The organism is Streptomyces sp. NPDC088733 (genome assembly GCF_044751185.1).
In the GTDB taxonomy this organism is placed as follows: domain Bacteria; phylum Actinomycetota; class Actinomycetes; order Streptomycetales; family Streptomycetaceae; genus Actinacidiphila.
The window spans coordinates 18,851-33,948 of the sequence record NZ_JBIVLH010000003.1 but is presented as its reverse complement, the minus strand read 5'-3'; the positions used below and the strand labels follow the sequence as shown (position 1 = coordinate 33,948).

Below are 15,098 nucleotides of genomic sequence, written 5' to 3'. Positions count from 1 at the left end.
TGCTGGCGGGGTGAGCGGGCCGGAGATCGGGATCAGTTTCGCCTCCGGGCTGCGGCTCTTCGCCGCGGCCCCGCGGCGTGAGGGACGGACGAGTGTGGTCACCGACGGGGTGTCCTCGCTCGGGCATGTGGTGGAGTCGCTGGGGGTGCCGCTCACCGAGGTGGGCAGCCTGGTCGTCGACGGCCGCGAGGCGCCGTTCTCGCACGTGCCGCGCGCCGGGGAGCACGTGGAGGTCCGCCCCGTCACCCGGCCGCAGGCGGTGCCGGGCGCGCCCCTGCGCTTCCTGCTCGACGTGCACCTGGGCACGCTGGCGCGGCGGCTGCGGCTGCTCGGCGTCGATGCCGCGTACGAGAGCGAGGACATCGGGGACCCGGCGCTGGCACGGCGGTCGGCCGCCGAGCGGCGCGTGCTGCTCTCCCGGGACCGCGGGCTGCTGCGGCGGCGCGAGCTGTGGGCGGGCGCGTACGTCTACAGCGACCGGCCGGAGGAGCAACTGCGCGACGTGCTCAGCCGGTTCGCCCCGGAGCTGACCCCGTGGACGCGCTGCACCGCGTGCAACGGGCAACTGGAGGACGCGGACAAGCACGCCGTCCTGGAGCACCTGGAACAGGGCACCCGCCGCACCTACGACGTCTTCGCGCGCTGCACCGCCTGCCGCCGGCTGTACTGGCGCGGTGCCCACCACGCCCGCCTGGAGGCGATCGTCGAGGACGCGCTGAGCGAGTTCGGGCGCCCGGCCGCCTGACGGCGTGCCGCCTTCCGCGAACGGCCGGAGCCGCACGGCGTACCGGCCCCGCCTGACCGCCTGCGGCGCGTGGTGCCGGAGTGGCCGGGGCGGGGCTTGCGGCGTGGGGCCGTGACGTCCTCATGCGCTGCGCGGCGCGTGCCGCCCTCCGCCGACGGTCGGAGCCGCGTGGTGTACCGCCCCCGCCTGACCGCCTGCTGCGCGTGGTGCCGGAGTGTCCGGGGCAGGGCCGCGGCGTGGGGCCACGACGTCTTGGCGCGCCGCGCGGCGCCCGCCGGCCTCAGCGCGCCGCGCGCGCCAGCAGGCCCGACAGGACCACCTGGAGCATGTCCCGCAGGGTGGTGGGGAACTCCAGGCGCAGCGCGGCCAGCGACGGATCGGCCTCGTAGGCGGCGAGCATCCCCGGTGAGGGGTGCGCGTGCGTCCAGACGGCGCCGGTGACCATGACCGTCGCGGCGGCGAAGCGCAGCGCGCCCTGCTCGCCGAGGTCCGGCAGGTGCGCGCGGACCCGCCCGGCGAACGCGTCCACATTGGCGATCGCGGCGCGCTTGTAGTCGGCGGCGACCTGTGCGGAGACGTTGCGTTCGAGGACCGCGGCCTGCGCGCTGACCAGGTCGCACAGTACGGGCCGGGCCGCCAGGGAGTCGGCGAGCGCGGCGGCGAGCAGGTCGGCGCGCTCGGCGGTGCCGGCGCCCGGGTCGACCGCCTCGTCCAGCGCGGTGCCGAGGTGCTCCAGCCAGTCGCGGGCGGCGGTGTCGAGCAGTTCCAGCAGGACGGCCTCGCGGGACTCGAAGTAGCGCAGCACATTGGACTTCGCCAGTCCCACGCGGCGGCTGAGCTCGTTGAGGCTCACTTCCGCGACCGGCATCTCGGTCAGCATCGCCGCCGTGGTGTCGAGGATCGCCTTCCTGCGCACCGCGCGCTGCTCCTCATTGCGCGCGCGCTGAAACGTCGTTGCCATGGCCACATCCTACAGACCCCTGGTCTGTTGTTATCAGACCGGAGGTCTGCTAACTTCGCATTCAACAGACCACCGGTCTGTTGATGCTCCGCCCGTCCATGCCCAGGGAGTTCCCATGTACGTCGTCCCCGACCGCTCCGGCACCTTCGCCGTCGTCACCGGAGCCAACAGCGGCACCGGCAAGGAAGCCGCCCGCCGGCTCGCCGCGGCGGGCGCCCGCGTGGTCCTGGCCGTGCGCACGCCCGCCAAGGGCGAACAGGCCCGCGCCGAGATCCTCGCCCGGCATCCGCAGGCCCGGCTGGAGGTGCGCCGCGTCGACCTGGCCGACCTCGCCTCCGTCGAGGCCTTCGCCGAGGCGATCGCGGCCGACGGCACCCCGCTCGACCTGCTGGTCAACAACGCCGGAGTGATGTCCCCGCCCACCCGGATGACCACCGCGGACGGCTTCGAGCTGCAGATGGGCAGCAACTTCCTCGGCCCCTTCGCGCTCACCCTGCGCCTGCTGCCCGCACTGCTCGCCGCGCCCGCGCCCCGCGTGGCCACGATGAGCAGCGGTACCGCCAACTTCGGCCGCATCGCCTTCGACGACCTCCAGTGGGAGCGCCGCCGCTACCACCCCTTCCGCTCCTACGGCCAGTCCAAGCTCGCCGACCTGATCATGAGCGTCCAGCTGGCCCGCGTCGCGGCCGAGCGCGGCTGGCACCTGCTGAGCACCGCGGCCCACCCCGGCTACACGCGCACCAATCTGCAGACCGCCGGGGCGAGCCTGGGGCGCGAGACGCCGTACCGGCCGAACCCGGTGCTCCGGGCCTTCAATTCGCTGCTGCCCTCGCAGGGCGTCGAGCCGGGGACCGAACCGCTGCTGTACGCGGCGACCAGCCCCGACGCGGTCGCGGGCGGCTACTACGGACCGGGCGCGCGCCTGGGCCTGGTCGGCCCCACCGCCCCCGCCCGCATCACGCGCCGGGCCCAGGACCCCGCGGTCAACGCCCGGCTGTGGGCCGAGGCCGAGCGGCTGACCGGGGTCGCCCTGCCCGCCCCGGCCGCCGGGACCGCCGTGGCCCGGGACCGCTCCGGGAAATGAGGCCGGGGCGGCGCGGGACTCAGCCGGCGAACGCCTCGTACAGGCTGAAGCCCGCCAGCGCCACCATCACGGCCGCCGCGACCTTGGTGATCAGCCGCAGGGGAACGTGCTTCATGAGGGTGCGGCCGCCCAGGATGCCGATCGCGCCGACGGCCCACAGGCCCAGCACGGCGCCGAGTCCGACGGCGACCGGGTCGTCGTAGCGGGCGGCGAGGTTGGCCGTCATGATCTGCGTGAGATCACCGAACTCGGCGACCAGGATCAGCATGAAGCCGGCGCCCGAGACCTTCCAGAAGCTCTGGTCGGCCGGGGCCTTGACCTCCTCCTCGTCGTCGTCCTTCTTGAACAGCAGCACGGCCGCGCCCGCGAGGAAGAGCAGGCCCACCACCCCCTGCACCCAGCGGTGGGGGAGCAGCGTCAGCACGCTGCCGGCGGCGATGGCCAGCGCCACGTGGACCAGGAAGGCTGCGGCCACGCCGCAGAAGACGTACGAGGCCCGGTAGCGCGTGCCGAGCATCAGGCCGGCGAGAGCGGTCTTGTCGGGCAACTCGGCCAGGAAGATGACGCCGAAGGTGATGGCGGCGACGGTGAGGCTGAACAACGGACGGTTCCTCTGGGTTCGGGCCGCGCCAGGAACTCCGGTCAAGGGGTCGCTTCGGCACGGCAGCGTCTGACACTGCGGCCGAAGGTCTCGCTGGCCCGGTCCGCTGTCGCGCCCCGTGGGCGACGACGACGCGTGTACCGGGCTCCGGGCGCCGGCCTGGCCGTCATCCGTTGTGCGCGAGCACATTCCACCGGGTGGTGGACGGGCGACGGACGGGCAGTATGTCGACGGTCCGGCGAGGAGCTACTCCCCTTCTGCTGCTCCCAGTCTACCGGCCGCCGGGCGGTGCGCTCCGGCGCGGTCCGGCAGGGGCCGCGGCGCCAAGGGGCCCACTTGGCAGGGGAGTTGGCTGGGCGGAGCGGCGGTCCCGGTCCGCGGGCGCTGTGACCGACGCCACATCCGGCTGAGAGGGGAATCCCGGCGCGCCACAACCCTCGACATGACGTGTCCATGTCGGCAGGCTGTTACCTGTCGCACGCCCCCACGCAACGTCGCGACACAAGGATGGCCGACGGCTCCACCGGCCGAACACCCCCACGTCCAAGGGAGTTCCCCCATGTCCCGGATACGCCTCGCCCTTTCGCGCCGCGGTGTCTACGCGCGTCGATCCCTGGGTCTGCTCGCCGCTCTCACCAGCCTGTTCGCCACCCTCGGCACCCTCAACGGCCCCGCCGCCCAGGCCGCGCTCCCCACGCCCGTCAGCGCCGCCACCGCCCGCAGCTACCTGGCCTCGCTCAAGGTCGCCACCGAGAACCGCACCGGCTACAACCGCGACCTCTTCCCGCACTGGATCACCATCAGCGGCGCCTGCGACACCCGCGAGACCGTCCTCAAGCGCGACGGCAGCGGCGTGGTCACCAACTCCTCCTGCTCGGCCACCAGCGGCAGCTGGTACTCCGTCTACGACGGCGCCACCTGGACCGCCGCCTCCGACCTGGACATCGACCACCTCGTGCCGCTCGCCGAGGCCTGGGACTCCGGCGCCTCCGCCTGGACCACCGCCCGGCGCCAGTCCTTCGCCAACGACCTCACCCGCCCGCAGCTCATCGCCGTCACCGACAACGTGAACCAGTCCAAGGGCGACCAGGACCCGGCCACGTGGATGCCGTCGCGCACCGCCTACGCCTGCACCTACGTCCGCGCCTGGGTCCAGGTGAAGTACTACTACGGCCTGTCCGTCGACACCGCCGAGAAGAACAAGCTCACCAGCGTCCTCAACGGCTGCTGACCCACCCGCCCCCGGCCGTCGTCCCCCCACCTTCCGGCCGCCGGGACCGCGACCGGGAACCCGCGCCTTCCCTCCGACGTCCGTACCCAGTGACGACGGAGGGAAGGCCGACCGCATGGCAGAGCTGCGCCTGGGCCCACTGCTCAGATACGTGGACGAGGACACCGCGACCGTCTGGCTGGAGGCCGACCGCCCCGCCACCGCCGAGATCCGCTGCGACGACGGCTCCGCCGGCAGCGAACGCACCTGGCAGATCGCCGGGCACCACTACGCCATCGTCACCGTCACCGGGCTGCGCCCCGGCACCAGCACCCCCTACCGGGTGCTGCTCGACGGCCACGAGGTCTGGCCGCTGCCCGCGTCCTCCTACCCGTACCCGCCCAGCACCATCGACACCCCCGCCGGCGAGGGCGGCGAACTCCGCGTCGCCTTCGGCTCCTGCCGCTGGGCCGCGCCGCCGCCCGACGAGCCCGACCCCATCGGACCCGACGCGCTCGACACCCTCGCCCACCACATAGCCGAGGGCACCGCGCCCCGCCCCGGCCTCCTCGTCCTGCTCGGCGACCAGATCTACGCCGACGAGACCTCCGCCGCCACCCGCGCCTGGCTCGCCGGGCGCCGCGACCTCGGCGAACCGCCCTGGGACCAGGTCGCCGACTACGAGGAGTACACCCGCCTCTACTACGAGTCCTGGCTCGACCCCGACATCCGCTGGCTGCTGTCCACCGTGCCCAGTTGCATGATCTTCGACGACCACGACGTCATCGACGACTGGAACACCTCCCACACCTGGCGCGAGGGGATGCGCGGCACCGCGTGGTGGCAGGAGCGCATCGTCGGCGGCCTCGCCTCGTACTGGGTCCACCAGCACCTGGGCAACCTCAGCCCCGCCGAACTCGCGGGCGACAAACTCCTCGCCGCGATACGGGCCGACGACGACGGCACCGAGGTGCTCCGCGCCTTCGCCGCCCGTGCCGACGCCGACCCCGCGCACAACCGCTGGAGCTACCGCCGCGACCTCGGCCGCACGCGGCTGCTCATGGTCGACTCCCGTGCCGCCCGGGTCCTCGCCGAGGAACGCCGCGCCATGCTCGACCCGGGCGAACTCGACTGGCTGCGCGAGCAGACGCACCCGGACGGCGCGTTCGACCACCTTCTCATCGGCACCTCGCTGCCCTGGCTGCTCCCGCACGCCGTGCACGACGTCGAGGTCTGGAGCTCCGCCCTCGTCCGCGGCAACCGCGGCCACCGCTGGCGCCACCGCGGCGAACGCCTGCGCCGCGCGGGCGATCTGGAGCACTGGCCCGCGTTCCCCGACTCCTTCGACGACCTTGCCGGCATGCTCACCGCCGCCGCGGACCACCCCGACGCCCCCGCCACCATCTGCGTGCTGTCCGGCGACGTCCACCACGCCTACACCGCCGAGGCCCACCGGCCCGGCGCCCCGCTGCCCGCGCGCATCCTCCAGCTGACCTGCTCACCCGTGCACAACACGATCCCCGGCTTCATGCGCCTGGCCTTCCGCCTCGCCTGGACCCGCCCCGCCCGCCTCGTCGGCCGCCTCCTGACCCGCCACGGGCGCGCCGGCGCGACCTCGCTGACCTGGCGCAAACTCGGCGGCCCCTGGTTCGGCAACCAGTTGATGACACTGACCCTGCGCGGACGCACCGCGCACCTGCGGCTGGACCAGACGCGGGACAAGGAGCCCAAGGCACGGCTGGAGACGGTGCTGGACACCCGACTCGCCAACTGAACGGACTGAACGGCCCGACGGCAACGGGGGATTGCCGACCCCGGGACAGGCACGGTGGAATGGGGGCGTGGACCACGCCCCCGCGATCGCCGACACCCTCGCCGCGGTCGGCCCCCGGCTCAAGCGCCTGCGCACCCGGCGGGGCGTCACCCTGGCCGCGCTGTCCGAGGCCACCGGCATCTCCCGGAGCACGCTGTCCCGGCTGGAGACCGGCGGGCGCCGCCCGAACCTCGAACTGCTGCTGCCCATCGCCCGGGCACACCGTGTGCCGCTCGACGAACTGATCGGCGCCCCCGCGTCCGGCGACCACCAGGGGCCCCTGACCCCGCGCCGGGTCAACGGCAGGACCGTCGTCCCCCTGACCGGCCGGCAGGGCGCCCTCCAGGCCTGGAAGGTGATCATCCCCGCCGCCCAGCGCGAGCCGGACCCGCGCGTCCACGAGGGGCACGAGTGGCTCTACGTCCTGGCGGGGCGGCTGCGCCTGGTCCTGGACGGCCGCGACGCCGTGCTCGGCGCCGGCGAGGCGGCCGAGTTCGACACCCGCACGCCGCACTGGTTCGGCAGCGCCGGCGACCACCCCGTGGAGATCCTCAGCCTGTTCGGCCGCCGGGGCGAGCGCATGCAGGTGCGCGCCGCCCCGCGCGCGGGCGCCTCGTCCGGCGTCACCACGCGCGCCACCGGTCGCTGATCTCGTACCGTCCGACGCCGCTGTGCGCGGCGAGGGCGGGGACGTCGATCCCGTGCTCCGCGAAGGCCAGGTCGAGGTACGCGCACTCCGGGTCGATCGTCCCGGCCGCGAGCTCGCGCGCCTCCTGGGCAACGCCGTCACACCACTGGCCGGAAGGTCTGGTCGCCATGCCGGTGACGGTATGCGCGGCCTGTGACATCCCGCCCGGAATGGTGTGACACGTGGGCGGCTCCCGTCCACACCGTGGCATCCGGACCGGGGGCGGTGCCGAAGCGTTCGGGGACCGGTCACCCAAGCCACCGCTGCGGTTCGTCAACAGGCCGTCAACAGGTGCTCGCCGGCCATCCGCGTGTGCGCTCTCCCACACCGTGTCAGCAGGCGTCGAATGCTAGGGTCCGTACGGCGCTCCCCGAGGCGCCGTACTCCAAGGCACAAGGCGCAGCACGGGCTGGCGCCGCTCGCCGTATCTGCGTTCCCCAGGCAGAAGAAGGGGTCCTCGAATGCCGTCCGGCCGCCCGCGGCCGGCCAGTTCGCCGGCGCGGGGGGCCCAGGACGGACGAGGCGGCGGATCCCCTTTTCGTGCGGCCGGGCTTCTTCCCGCCACTTCTGATCCTGGAAGGACGCAATGACGGCTTCTCCCAACGACGGGACGGCGGCAGCCGACGAGACCCGGGCGACCCCGTCCGCCGGTTCCGCGCCGCTGCCCCGCCGGACGCAGAGGACGACCGCTATCGCCCAGGCAGCCGCCAGTACGAGTGCGACGCCCGCGGACTGGAACGAGGGCCGGACCGTGACGGAGCGGTCCCGGCGGGCCGCGGAGATCCCCGAGGAGGCCGCGGACCCCTCGGGGGAGTCCGGGTCCACGTTCGCCGACGGCTTCGCGGCGGGGCTCGCGTTCGCGCCGCGCCTGGCGGCAGGGGAGGCCGCGGACGCGGCATCGGCCCAGGTGGCAGGCCCCGCCGACGAGGTGGCGCAGGACGCCCGCCGCCGCCGGTCCCGCCGTACCGTCCTCGTCGTCGCGGTCCTGGCCGCGGCCGTTCTCGCGTGCGTCCCGTTCGCCGTGCGCGCCGTCCAGGGGGACAGCCGGGGCGCGGCGTCCGTCGCCGGCTCGGGCGGGCAGGCGCCCGCGGAGGCCGCCGCCCCCGTGAGTCCGTCCGCCTCGCGGTCGCCCTCCGCCACGACCAGGCCGCGGCAGGAACCGGGAAGCAGCGCGAGCGCCCGCGACAGCGCCGGCGTCACCCCGTCCCCGGAGCGGAGCGGCGGAAAGCCGGACGGCACCGCGCACCAGCCGGCGTCGACTGCCTCGCCGACCGCCTCGGCGACCGGTGCCCCGGTCCACGACACCGTTCCGGACGGGGCGATCCTCAACCCCGCCTCCGGCCGCTGCATCGACAACAGCACCCCGAACAACACGCCGGTCCAGCTGTGGGACTGCACGGGGAGCCCCCAGCAGACCTGGCGGCTCAAGCCGGACACGAGCATCCGGTCCGTGGGCCGGTGCCTGGACGTCGTCGGCGGCTCGCGGGACGACGGCGCGGGGATCCAGCTCGCCGACTGCAACGGCACCGGAGCCCAGCAGTTCCGGTTCGACTCCGCGCACCGGCTGGTCAACATCCAGGCCGGCAAGTGCGTCGCCCTCGCGGTCACCCCGGGTGTCAACGGCACCAGGCTGCAACTGCGGACCTGCGACAGCTCCGCCGGCCAGCGCTTCACCGCCCACTGAGCCGTACGCGCACCGGCCCCCGAGGGCCCCGCCACGACGCTGTGGTGAGGTCTTCGGGAAGCGTCCGATCGACTAGCGCAGCGACCGAAGGCCCGTGCGGACCTCGTCCACGAAGAGCTCCGGCTGCTCCCATGCGGCGAAGTGACCGCCCTTGGGCAGCCGGTTGTAGTGGACGAGGTTGGGGTAGGCCTGCTCGGCCCAGCTCCTGGGCGCCTGGTAGAGCTCGTCGGGGAAGACGCTGACGGCGACCGGCAGCTTGACGCCCTTGGCGCCGAAGAACGGGGTGGTGTTCTCCGCGTAGAGACGGGCCGCCGAGATCGCGGTGTTCGTCAGCCAGAAGAGCGTGATGTTGTCCAGGACGTCGTCCCGGGACAGGCCCTCGGTCACTCCGTCGAAGGCCCGGGAGATCAGGGCCAGGCTGGCCGCGTCGTGATCGAGCAGGAAGGCGGCCAGGCCGACCGGCGAATCCGCGAGCGCGGTCAGCGACTGCGGGCGCGAGCCCATCATGTAGGCGTAGTAGACGTGCCGGTACACGAAGTCCAGCTGCTCGACGGCGGCCTTCTCCTCGTCGTCGGCCAGGACGACGTCGGACGGCAGCGGGTTGCCGGCCAGGATCGCCGCCTCGATGGCGGGCGGGATCACCTTGGGCATGTTGGTGTGGATACCGACCAGGCCCTCGGGCTCCTGCACACCCATGAGGTCGGTGACCACCGCGCCCCAGTCGCCGCCCTGCGCGGCGTACTTGGTGTAGCCCAGGCGCTTCATCAGTTCGCCCCAGGCGCTCGCGATGCGCTCGGGACCCCAGCCCTTCGCGGTCGGCTTGCCCGAGAAGCCGTAGCCGGGCATCGACGGGATCACCACGTGGAAGGCGTCGGAGGCGTCGCCGCCGTGCGCGGTGGGGTCGGTGAGCGGCTCGATGATCTTCAGCTGCTCGACGACCGAGCCGGGCCACCCGTGCGTGACGATCAGCGGCAGGGCGTTCTCGTGCCGGGAGCGGACGTGGATGAAGTGGATGTCCAGCCCGTCGATCTCGGTCACGAAATGCGGCACGGCCTTGAGCTTCGCCTCGACCTTGCGCCAGTCGTACTCGGTGGCCCAGTAGCGTGCGAGTTCCTGCATCGTCGCGAGCTGCGTGCCCTGCGACTGGTCCGCGACGGTCTCCCTCTCGGGCCAGCGCGTCGCCACGATCCGCGCCCGCAGGTCCTCGAGCACCGAGTCGGGGAACTCGAACGTGAACGGGCGGATCGTTGTCTCTTCGGGGGTCACCGGCATGTGCTTCTCCTCGCTGTCGTCGGCGGCTCGGTGCCGCCGGCCCGTCCACGATGGACCGGGCGGATCGGGGTCGCCCCAGGGGAACCCCCGGGGTTCGTCCCCGGGGCCGCACACCCCGGGGATCCCCGGGGTCCCGACGGTCGATGACATGCCCAAAGGGATAAAATGCATGAAATGGGCGGCCCTCGGGCGGGCAGCCCGGCCGGCGGGGCGCGGCGCAGTGCCGACCGCGCCGGATCCGGTCCCCCCGCCCCACCGGCTGTCCAACGCACCAGGAGCGGATCAGGAAGTCGATCCATGGGCGCACCCGCTGTCGACACGCAGGTCGCACTTCACGGCCGGGATCCGGAGCTGGCCGCACTGGAGCGAGTGCTGACCACCGCCGCCGCGGGCAGCAGCGCCGTACTGGTGCTCCGTGGCGCGGCGGGGATCGGCAAGACCGCCCTGCTGGACCATGCCGCCCGGCGGGCCGCCGGGTTCCTCACCGTCTCTGTGGCGGGCGTCGAGTCGGAGATGGAGCTTCCGTTCGCGAGCCTCCACCAGCTCTGCGCACCCTTGCTGGACCGGCTTCACGAGCTGCCCGGACCGCAGCGGAACGCCCTGTCCGTTGTGTTCGGTCTGCGGGAGCAGGAGAGCCAGGAGGGTGGGGAGGGGGAAGCGGCGCCGCCGCAGCGGTTCCTGGTGGGCCTGGCCGTGCTGGGCCTGCTCGCGCGTGCCGCCGAGGACCGGCCGCTGGCCTGTCTCGTCGACGACGCGCAGTGGCTGGACGACGCGTCCGGGCAGGCCCTGGCGTTCGCCGCGAGGCGGCTGATGGCCGAACCGGTCGCCCTGGTCCTCGCGGTGCGGGAACCCGAGGGCGACCGTGCCCTGGCCGGCCTGCCGGAACTGCGCCTCGGCGGTCTCAGTGAGCGCGACGCACGGGCCCTGCTCACCTCGGTCGTGAACGTGCCCCTGGACCCACTGGTCCGGGACCGGATCGTCGCCGAGGCGCACGGCAACCCGATGGCGCTGCTGCAGCTTCCCGCCGCACTGAGTCCTGCCGAGCTGGCGGGCGGATTCTGGCTTCCCGAGGGGCGCCCCGTGGCCGGCAGCATCGAAGGCTGCTTCCACCAGCGGTTCCGCTCCCTGCCGCCGGACAGCCGGCGGCTGCTGCTGACCGCCGCGGCCGAGCCGACCGGGGACGCGGGTCTGCTGTGGCGCGCGGCGGGGCTGCAGGGGATACCGGCGGACGCCGCGCCGGGGCCGCCGCCGAGGCCGCGGGGCTCGTGGAATTCGGCGCACGGGTGCGCTTCCACCACCCCTTGGTCCGCTCCGCGGTCTATCGAAGGACCCCCGCGCCGAATCGCCGTACGGCGCATCGTGCCCTGGCCGAGGCCACCGATCCCCACCTCGATCCCGATCGCAGGGCGTGGCACCGCGCGCACGCGGCGGTCCGGCCCGAGGAGAGCGTCGCCTCCGATCTGGAGCGCTCGGCGGGCCGGGCGCAGCGAAGGGGCGGAGCCGCCGCGGCCGCCTCGTTCCTGGGACGGGCGGCGGAGCTGACGCCGGGTCCCGCCCGGCGTGTCGCCCGCGCGCTGTCGGCCGCCCAGGCCGCCATCGACGCCGGCGGGGCCGACCAGGCGCACGACCTCCTGGCGGTCGCGGAGGCAGGCCCGCTGGACGTCCTCCAGCGGGCCCGGCTGGAGCGGCTGCGGGCCCGGCTGGTGTTCTCGCAGGAACGTGGCGGCGATGCCCCCGGGCTGCTGCTCGACGCCGCGCGTCGGCTCGCGCCGCTCGACGCCGTCCTGGCCCGGGACACCCTGCTGGAGGCGTTCGGTGCGGCGATGTTCGCGGGCCGGCTGAGTACGGGACCCGGGCTGCGCGAGGTGGCCGAGGCGGTGCGCGCGGGGCCGCCGCCGCCCTCGCCGCCACGGGTGGTCGACGTCCTCCTGGACAGCGTGGCCCGCCTGGTCGTCGACGGCCACGCCGCCGGCGCCGACGCCGTCCGGCACACGCTGCGCGTCGTCCGGCAGGAGCAGGGGGCGGGTGCCACGGACCCGGACAGGCGGTGGCTGTGGCTCGCGTGCCGGGTGACCCCGGAACCGCTCGCGCCCGAGCTGTGGGACGACGACGCGTGGCGGGAACTCGCCACGGGCGCGGTGGACATCGCCCGTGAGGCGGGGGCGCTCGCCGTCCTCCCGATGTCGCTGACGTACCTGGCGTGCTTCCACGTGTTCGCCGGCGGGTTCGACACCGCGCAGGCCCTGATCGACGAGGCGACGGCGATCTCGGAGGCCGTCGGCGGCGTCCCCATGATGTACACCTCACTGGTGCTCGCCGCCTGGCGCGCCCACGAGGCCCCGGCGCGGGAACTCATCCGGGCCACCGCCGAGGAGGTGGCCGCCCGCGGTGAGGGACGCGTGCTCAGTCTCGCCGAGTACGCCACCGCGGTCCTCGAGAACGGCCTCGGCCACTACGACGCCGCCCTGGACGCCGCGACGCACGTCTGCCGGTACGAGGAGCCGGGTTTCCACGGGTGGGCCCTGGTCGAGCTGATCGAGGCGGCCGCCCGCAGCGGGCGGCCGGAGCTCGCCGCGCCGGCGCTCGAAAGCCTCTCGGCGCGCACCCGCGCCGGCGGCACCGAGTGGGCGCTCGGTGTCGAGGCCTGCTCACGCGCCCTGCTGAGCGACGACCGGGCCGCCGACGCGCTCTACCGGGAGGCGATCGACCGCCTCGCGCGCTGCCGGATCGCCGTGCACCTGGCCCGCGCGCGTCTGCTGTACGGCGAATGGCTGCGCCGACGGAACCGCCGCCAGGAGAGCCGTACCCAACTGCGCACCGCCTACGAGGCGTTCGGCGCGTTCGGGGCGGACGGCTTCGCCGAACGCGCCCGCCGCGAGCTTCTGGCGACGGGAGAGACCGTACGGAAGCGGGCGGCCGACACCGCGACCGAACTCACCGGCCAGGAGTCCCAGGTCGCCGGGCTGGCCAGGGACGGGCACACCAACAGTGAGATCGGCGCGCGGTTGTTCATCAGCCCGCGCACGGTGGAGTGGCACCTCGGGAACGTGTTCGCCAAGCTCGGAGTCAGCTCCCGCAGACAGCTCCGCTCGGTGCTCTCCCCGCCGTGAGGGGCCGGCGCGCGGTGTCAGATGAGGGTCAGGGTCAGGACCGCGGTGTACGTGCCGGGCGGCGTGGACGTCGGGGCGTCCAGGGCGAGCCCGGCCCCGAGGTCCGCGGTGCCGGGGCCGACGCCGGTGGCCAGGGTCCGGATGTCCTTCAGGCCGGTGCCGTCCCCGGGCGCGATCCGGTCGCCCGCCGTGACGGTCCGGACGTTGCCGTGGTTGAGGACGGTGGGGGTCCAGGTCAGGTGGTTCGCGTCGATGGTGTTGCCGGCCAGGTCGGCGAAGTCGCCCGCCTGGGCGGTGACCGTCCAGCCGATGTCGCCGGGCCGGGTGTCGGTGACCGTGACCGGCGCCAACTGCCCCGTGGTGTGCAGGAACTCGCCCGACGCGTCGAGCACCGGGGTCGGCAGCTCCACGTGCGGGTCGCCCGCGACGGAGAGCAGCAGCGCCCCGGGTTCGAGGGTCGTCGAGATCGTCGCCATCCGGTGCCCCGGCGCGCTGTCGTCGCACGGCGGGCCGCCCATGCGGTCGCACGCCCGCGGCTGGGGCGCGTTCTGGAGCACGACCGCGGCCGCGGCGACGCAGTCCGACACCTGGTCCCGGTCGAGCGAGGAACCCGGAATGCGGCGCACCGTGTCGAGACCGGCACGCACCAGCCCGGGGGGCAGCGGGGCGTTGCCCATGCGCGCGGCGTCCTGCTGGTGGCACAGGCCGTGGAAGCCGAACGCGCCGAGCTCCTGCCCCTGCGAGGCCGTGAACCGGTCGTCGGCCGCGGTCGGGACGATCAGATGGCCCACGAGGGGGAGCGGGTAGGCCCGGGGGTCCGGATTGGTGTACGCGGCGGTGGCGTCGACGATGCCGGAGGGGCCGGTCGTGGCCGTGGACAGGCCCACCGCGACGGCGCCGACCGTGGGGGTGGTGTAGTAGCCCGAGACGTTCAGCAGCCTGGCCGTCGTGAGGTTCGTGGCCAGCGTGTAGCTCGACTCCGCGTAGGTGATGGAGCCGTTGTTCGCGGGCAGGGCGACATAGCCGGTCACGCCGTTCGAGCCCGCCAGGGCCACGTCACCCGGCACGGTCGGGAAGAGCGCGGTCGTGCCGCAGTCCGCACCGCGTCCGGCCGCCGCGCAGTAGGCGCTCCACGCCGCGGGCTGCTCGTGGTCCAGCCACTGGGTCAGCCCCGCCGTGGTGGCGGCGTCGTCGGACCGGACGACCGGGGTGATCGCGAGGTCCGGCAGCGTGATGCCCGGGTTGTCGGCGCGGATCGCGGGATCGTTCCACCGGGTGATGGTCCTGGTGAAGATCCCCGTCACGGTCGCGCTGGACAGCCTCAGGTCGGTGATGCGCTTGCCGTCGACACGCAGGTTGTACGTGAAGCCGATTCCGCCCGCCACGACGGGGACATAGGCGTAGGGCCTGGTGGGCGGCGTGTCGTCGGCGTCCGTGCCGTACGGCAGTTCCGTGACCGCGAAGTCGGCCGTACCGTCACGGAACTGCTTCCGTCCGTCGGCGGAGCCCGTCGCGCTGTAGGCGACCCGGACGTCGTGCCGGGCGGCCCCGGCCCGCCACAGGTCGATCGTGTTCTGCGCCCACGTCGAACCGGCCCCGGAGACCGGCGCGGCGGAGTCGGCCTCGGCGGGTGAGGTGCCGGCGAGAGCGACGACGAACACCGCGGTCGCCGTGGCGGCCGTGCCCCTCAACCCGCGCCTGACCCGCGCCTGCGAGGAACTGCTCCGTACTGCCGCCCGGTTCGACCGTGCCATCGTCCGCCCTCTTCGTTCTGGAGCACGGTTGCCCGTGCCCGCGCGACATCCGGCACCGCCTCCCCAGGGTCCCGGCCGCATCCGCGCAAGGATGCGCGGCCTGCGGCAACCACGGCCGAAGGAAAGGTGAAGGACGAACGAACGCGCCCCCGCCGGAACGCAATTGAGCCCCCGGG

The 15,098-nt window shown here is 74.1% G+C and carries 11 protein-coding genes and 1 pseudogene; 7 read left to right on the top strand and 5 right to left on the bottom strand.

Annotated features, from left to right (window positions below; all coding sequences use genetic code 11):
- Nucleotides 1-10: 10 nt before the first annotated feature.
- Nucleotides 11-745 (top strand): Mut7-C RNAse domain-containing protein, encoded by a 735-nt coding sequence (locus tag ACIP64_RS06215; RefSeq protein ID WP_401582462.1) that lies wholly within the window; start codon nt 11-13, stop codon nt 743-745.
- 280 nt (nt 746-1,025) lie between these two features.
- Here the strand turns inward: ACIP64_RS06215 and ACIP64_RS06210 are convergent, their stop codons facing one another.
- The gene (locus ACIP64_RS06210) at nt 1,026-1,706 is read right to left on the bottom strand and encodes a TetR/AcrR family transcriptional regulator (protein ID WP_401582460.1); all 681 of its coding nucleotides are present in this window, start codon (nt 1,704-1,706) and stop codon (nt 1,026-1,028) included.
- Nucleotides 1,707-1,821: 115 nt separating this feature from the next.
- On the opposite strand from ACIP64_RS06210, the gene ACIP64_RS06205 reads away from it, so the two are divergent.
- On the top strand, nt 1,822-2,790 hold the full coding sequence (locus ACIP64_RS06205) for an SDR family oxidoreductase (RefSeq protein WP_401582459.1): 969 nt from the start codon (nt 1,822-1,824) through the stop codon (nt 2,788-2,790).
- Between the two features lie 19 nt (nt 2,791-2,809).
- Here the strand turns inward: ACIP64_RS06205 and ACIP64_RS06200 are convergent, their stop codons facing one another.
- Nucleotides 2,810-3,391 carry a TMEM165/GDT1 family protein gene (locus ACIP64_RS06200; protein ID WP_360916597.1) on the bottom strand — a complete coding sequence of 194 codons (582 nt, stop codon included), beginning with the start codon at nt 3,389-3,391 and terminating at the stop codon, nt 2,810-2,812.
- Between the two features lie 559 nt (nt 3,392-3,950).
- Between ACIP64_RS06200 and ACIP64_RS06195 the strand changes: the two genes are divergently transcribed.
- The 3 genes from ACIP64_RS06195 (at nt 3,951) to ACIP64_RS06185 (ending at nt 7,063) form a co-directional block, all read left to right on the top strand.
- Complete coding sequence (locus tag ACIP64_RS06195) at nt 3,951-4,622, top strand: HNH endonuclease family protein (protein WP_401582457.1); 672 nt, start codon at nt 3,951-3,953, stop codon at nt 4,620-4,622.
- 115 nt (nt 4,623-4,737) lie between these two features.
- Nucleotides 4,738-6,375, top strand: coding sequence for an alkaline phosphatase D family protein (locus ACIP64_RS06190; RefSeq protein WP_401582456.1), 1,638 nt, complete (start codon nt 4,738-4,740; stop codon nt 6,373-6,375).
- A 67-nt stretch (nt 6,376-6,442) separates the two neighbouring features.
- Nucleotides 6,443-7,063 carry a helix-turn-helix domain-containing protein gene (locus ACIP64_RS06185; RefSeq protein WP_401582455.1) on the top strand — a complete coding sequence of 207 codons (621 nt, stop codon included), beginning with the start codon at nt 6,443-6,445 and terminating at the stop codon, nt 7,061-7,063.
- Here ACIP64_RS06185 and ACIP64_RS06180 read toward each other — a convergent pair.
- Nucleotides 7,038-7,232 (bottom strand): hypothetical protein, encoded by a 195-nt coding sequence (locus tag ACIP64_RS06180; protein WP_401582453.1) that lies wholly within the window; start codon nt 7,230-7,232, stop codon nt 7,038-7,040. The two genes, ACIP64_RS06185 and ACIP64_RS06180, sit on opposite strands and share 26 nt — an antisense overlap.
- 456 nt (nt 7,233-7,688) lie before the next feature.
- On the opposite strand from ACIP64_RS06180, the gene ACIP64_RS06175 reads away from it, so the two are divergent.
- Nucleotides 7,689-8,786 (top strand): ricin-type beta-trefoil lectin domain protein, encoded by a 1,098-nt coding sequence (locus ACIP64_RS06175; RefSeq protein WP_401582452.1) that lies wholly within the window; start codon nt 7,689-7,691, stop codon nt 8,784-8,786.
- Between the two features lie 72 nt (nt 8,787-8,858).
- Here ACIP64_RS06175 and ACIP64_RS06170 read toward each other — a convergent pair whose 3' ends face one another.
- Nucleotides 8,859-10,058, bottom strand: a complete 1,200-nt coding sequence (locus ACIP64_RS06170; protein ID WP_401582451.1) for an epoxide hydrolase family protein — start codon at nt 10,056-10,058, stop codon at nt 8,859-8,861.
- Nucleotides 10,059-10,355: 297 nt separating this feature from the next.
- Here ACIP64_RS06170 and ACIP64_RS06165 point away from each other — a divergent pair.
- Nucleotides 10,356-13,168 (top strand): annotated as a pseudogene (locus ACIP64_RS06165) (ATP-binding protein).
- A 17-nt stretch (nt 13,169-13,185) separates the two neighbouring features.
- Here the strand turns inward: ACIP64_RS06165 and ACIP64_RS06160 are convergent.
- The gene (locus ACIP64_RS06160) at nt 13,186-14,922 is read right to left on the bottom strand and encodes a substrate-binding domain-containing protein (RefSeq protein WP_401582449.1); all 1,737 of its coding nucleotides are present in this window, start codon (nt 14,920-14,922) and stop codon (nt 13,186-13,188) included.
- Between the last annotated feature and the right edge of the window lie 176 nt (nt 14,923-15,098).

What these genes read in the sequence shown, in the direction of transcription:
- ACIP64_RS06160 (WP_401582449.1), bottom strand. Translation starts at nt 14,922, where the DNA reads ATGGCACGGTCGAACCGGGCGGCAGTACGGAGCAGTTCCTCGCAGGCG.
- ACIP64_RS06205 (WP_401582459.1), top strand. Translation starts at nt 1,822, where the DNA reads ATGTACGTCGTCCCCGACCGCTCCGGCACCTTCGCCGTCGTCACCGGA.
- ACIP64_RS06170 (WP_401582451.1), bottom strand. Translation starts at nt 10,058, where the DNA reads ATGCCGGTGACCCCCGAAGAGACAACGATCCGCCCGTTCACGTTCGAG.
- ACIP64_RS06180 (WP_401582453.1), bottom strand. Translation starts at nt 7,232, where the DNA reads ATGGCGACCAGACCTTCCGGCCAGTGGTGTGACGGCGTTGCCCAGGAG.
- ACIP64_RS06175 (WP_401582452.1), top strand. Translation starts at nt 7,689, where the DNA reads ATGACGGCTTCTCCCAACGACGGGACGGCGGCAGCCGACGAGACCCGG.
- ACIP64_RS06210 (WP_401582460.1), bottom strand. Translation starts at nt 1,706, where the DNA reads ATGGCAACGACGTTTCAGCGCGCGCGCAATGAGGAGCAGCGCGCGGTG.
- ACIP64_RS06195 (WP_401582457.1), top strand. Translation starts at nt 3,951, where the DNA reads ATGTCCCGGATACGCCTCGCCCTTTCGCGCCGCGGTGTCTACGCGCGT.
- ACIP64_RS06190 (WP_401582456.1), top strand. Translation starts at nt 4,738, where the DNA reads ATGGCAGAGCTGCGCCTGGGCCCACTGCTCAGATACGTGGACGAGGAC.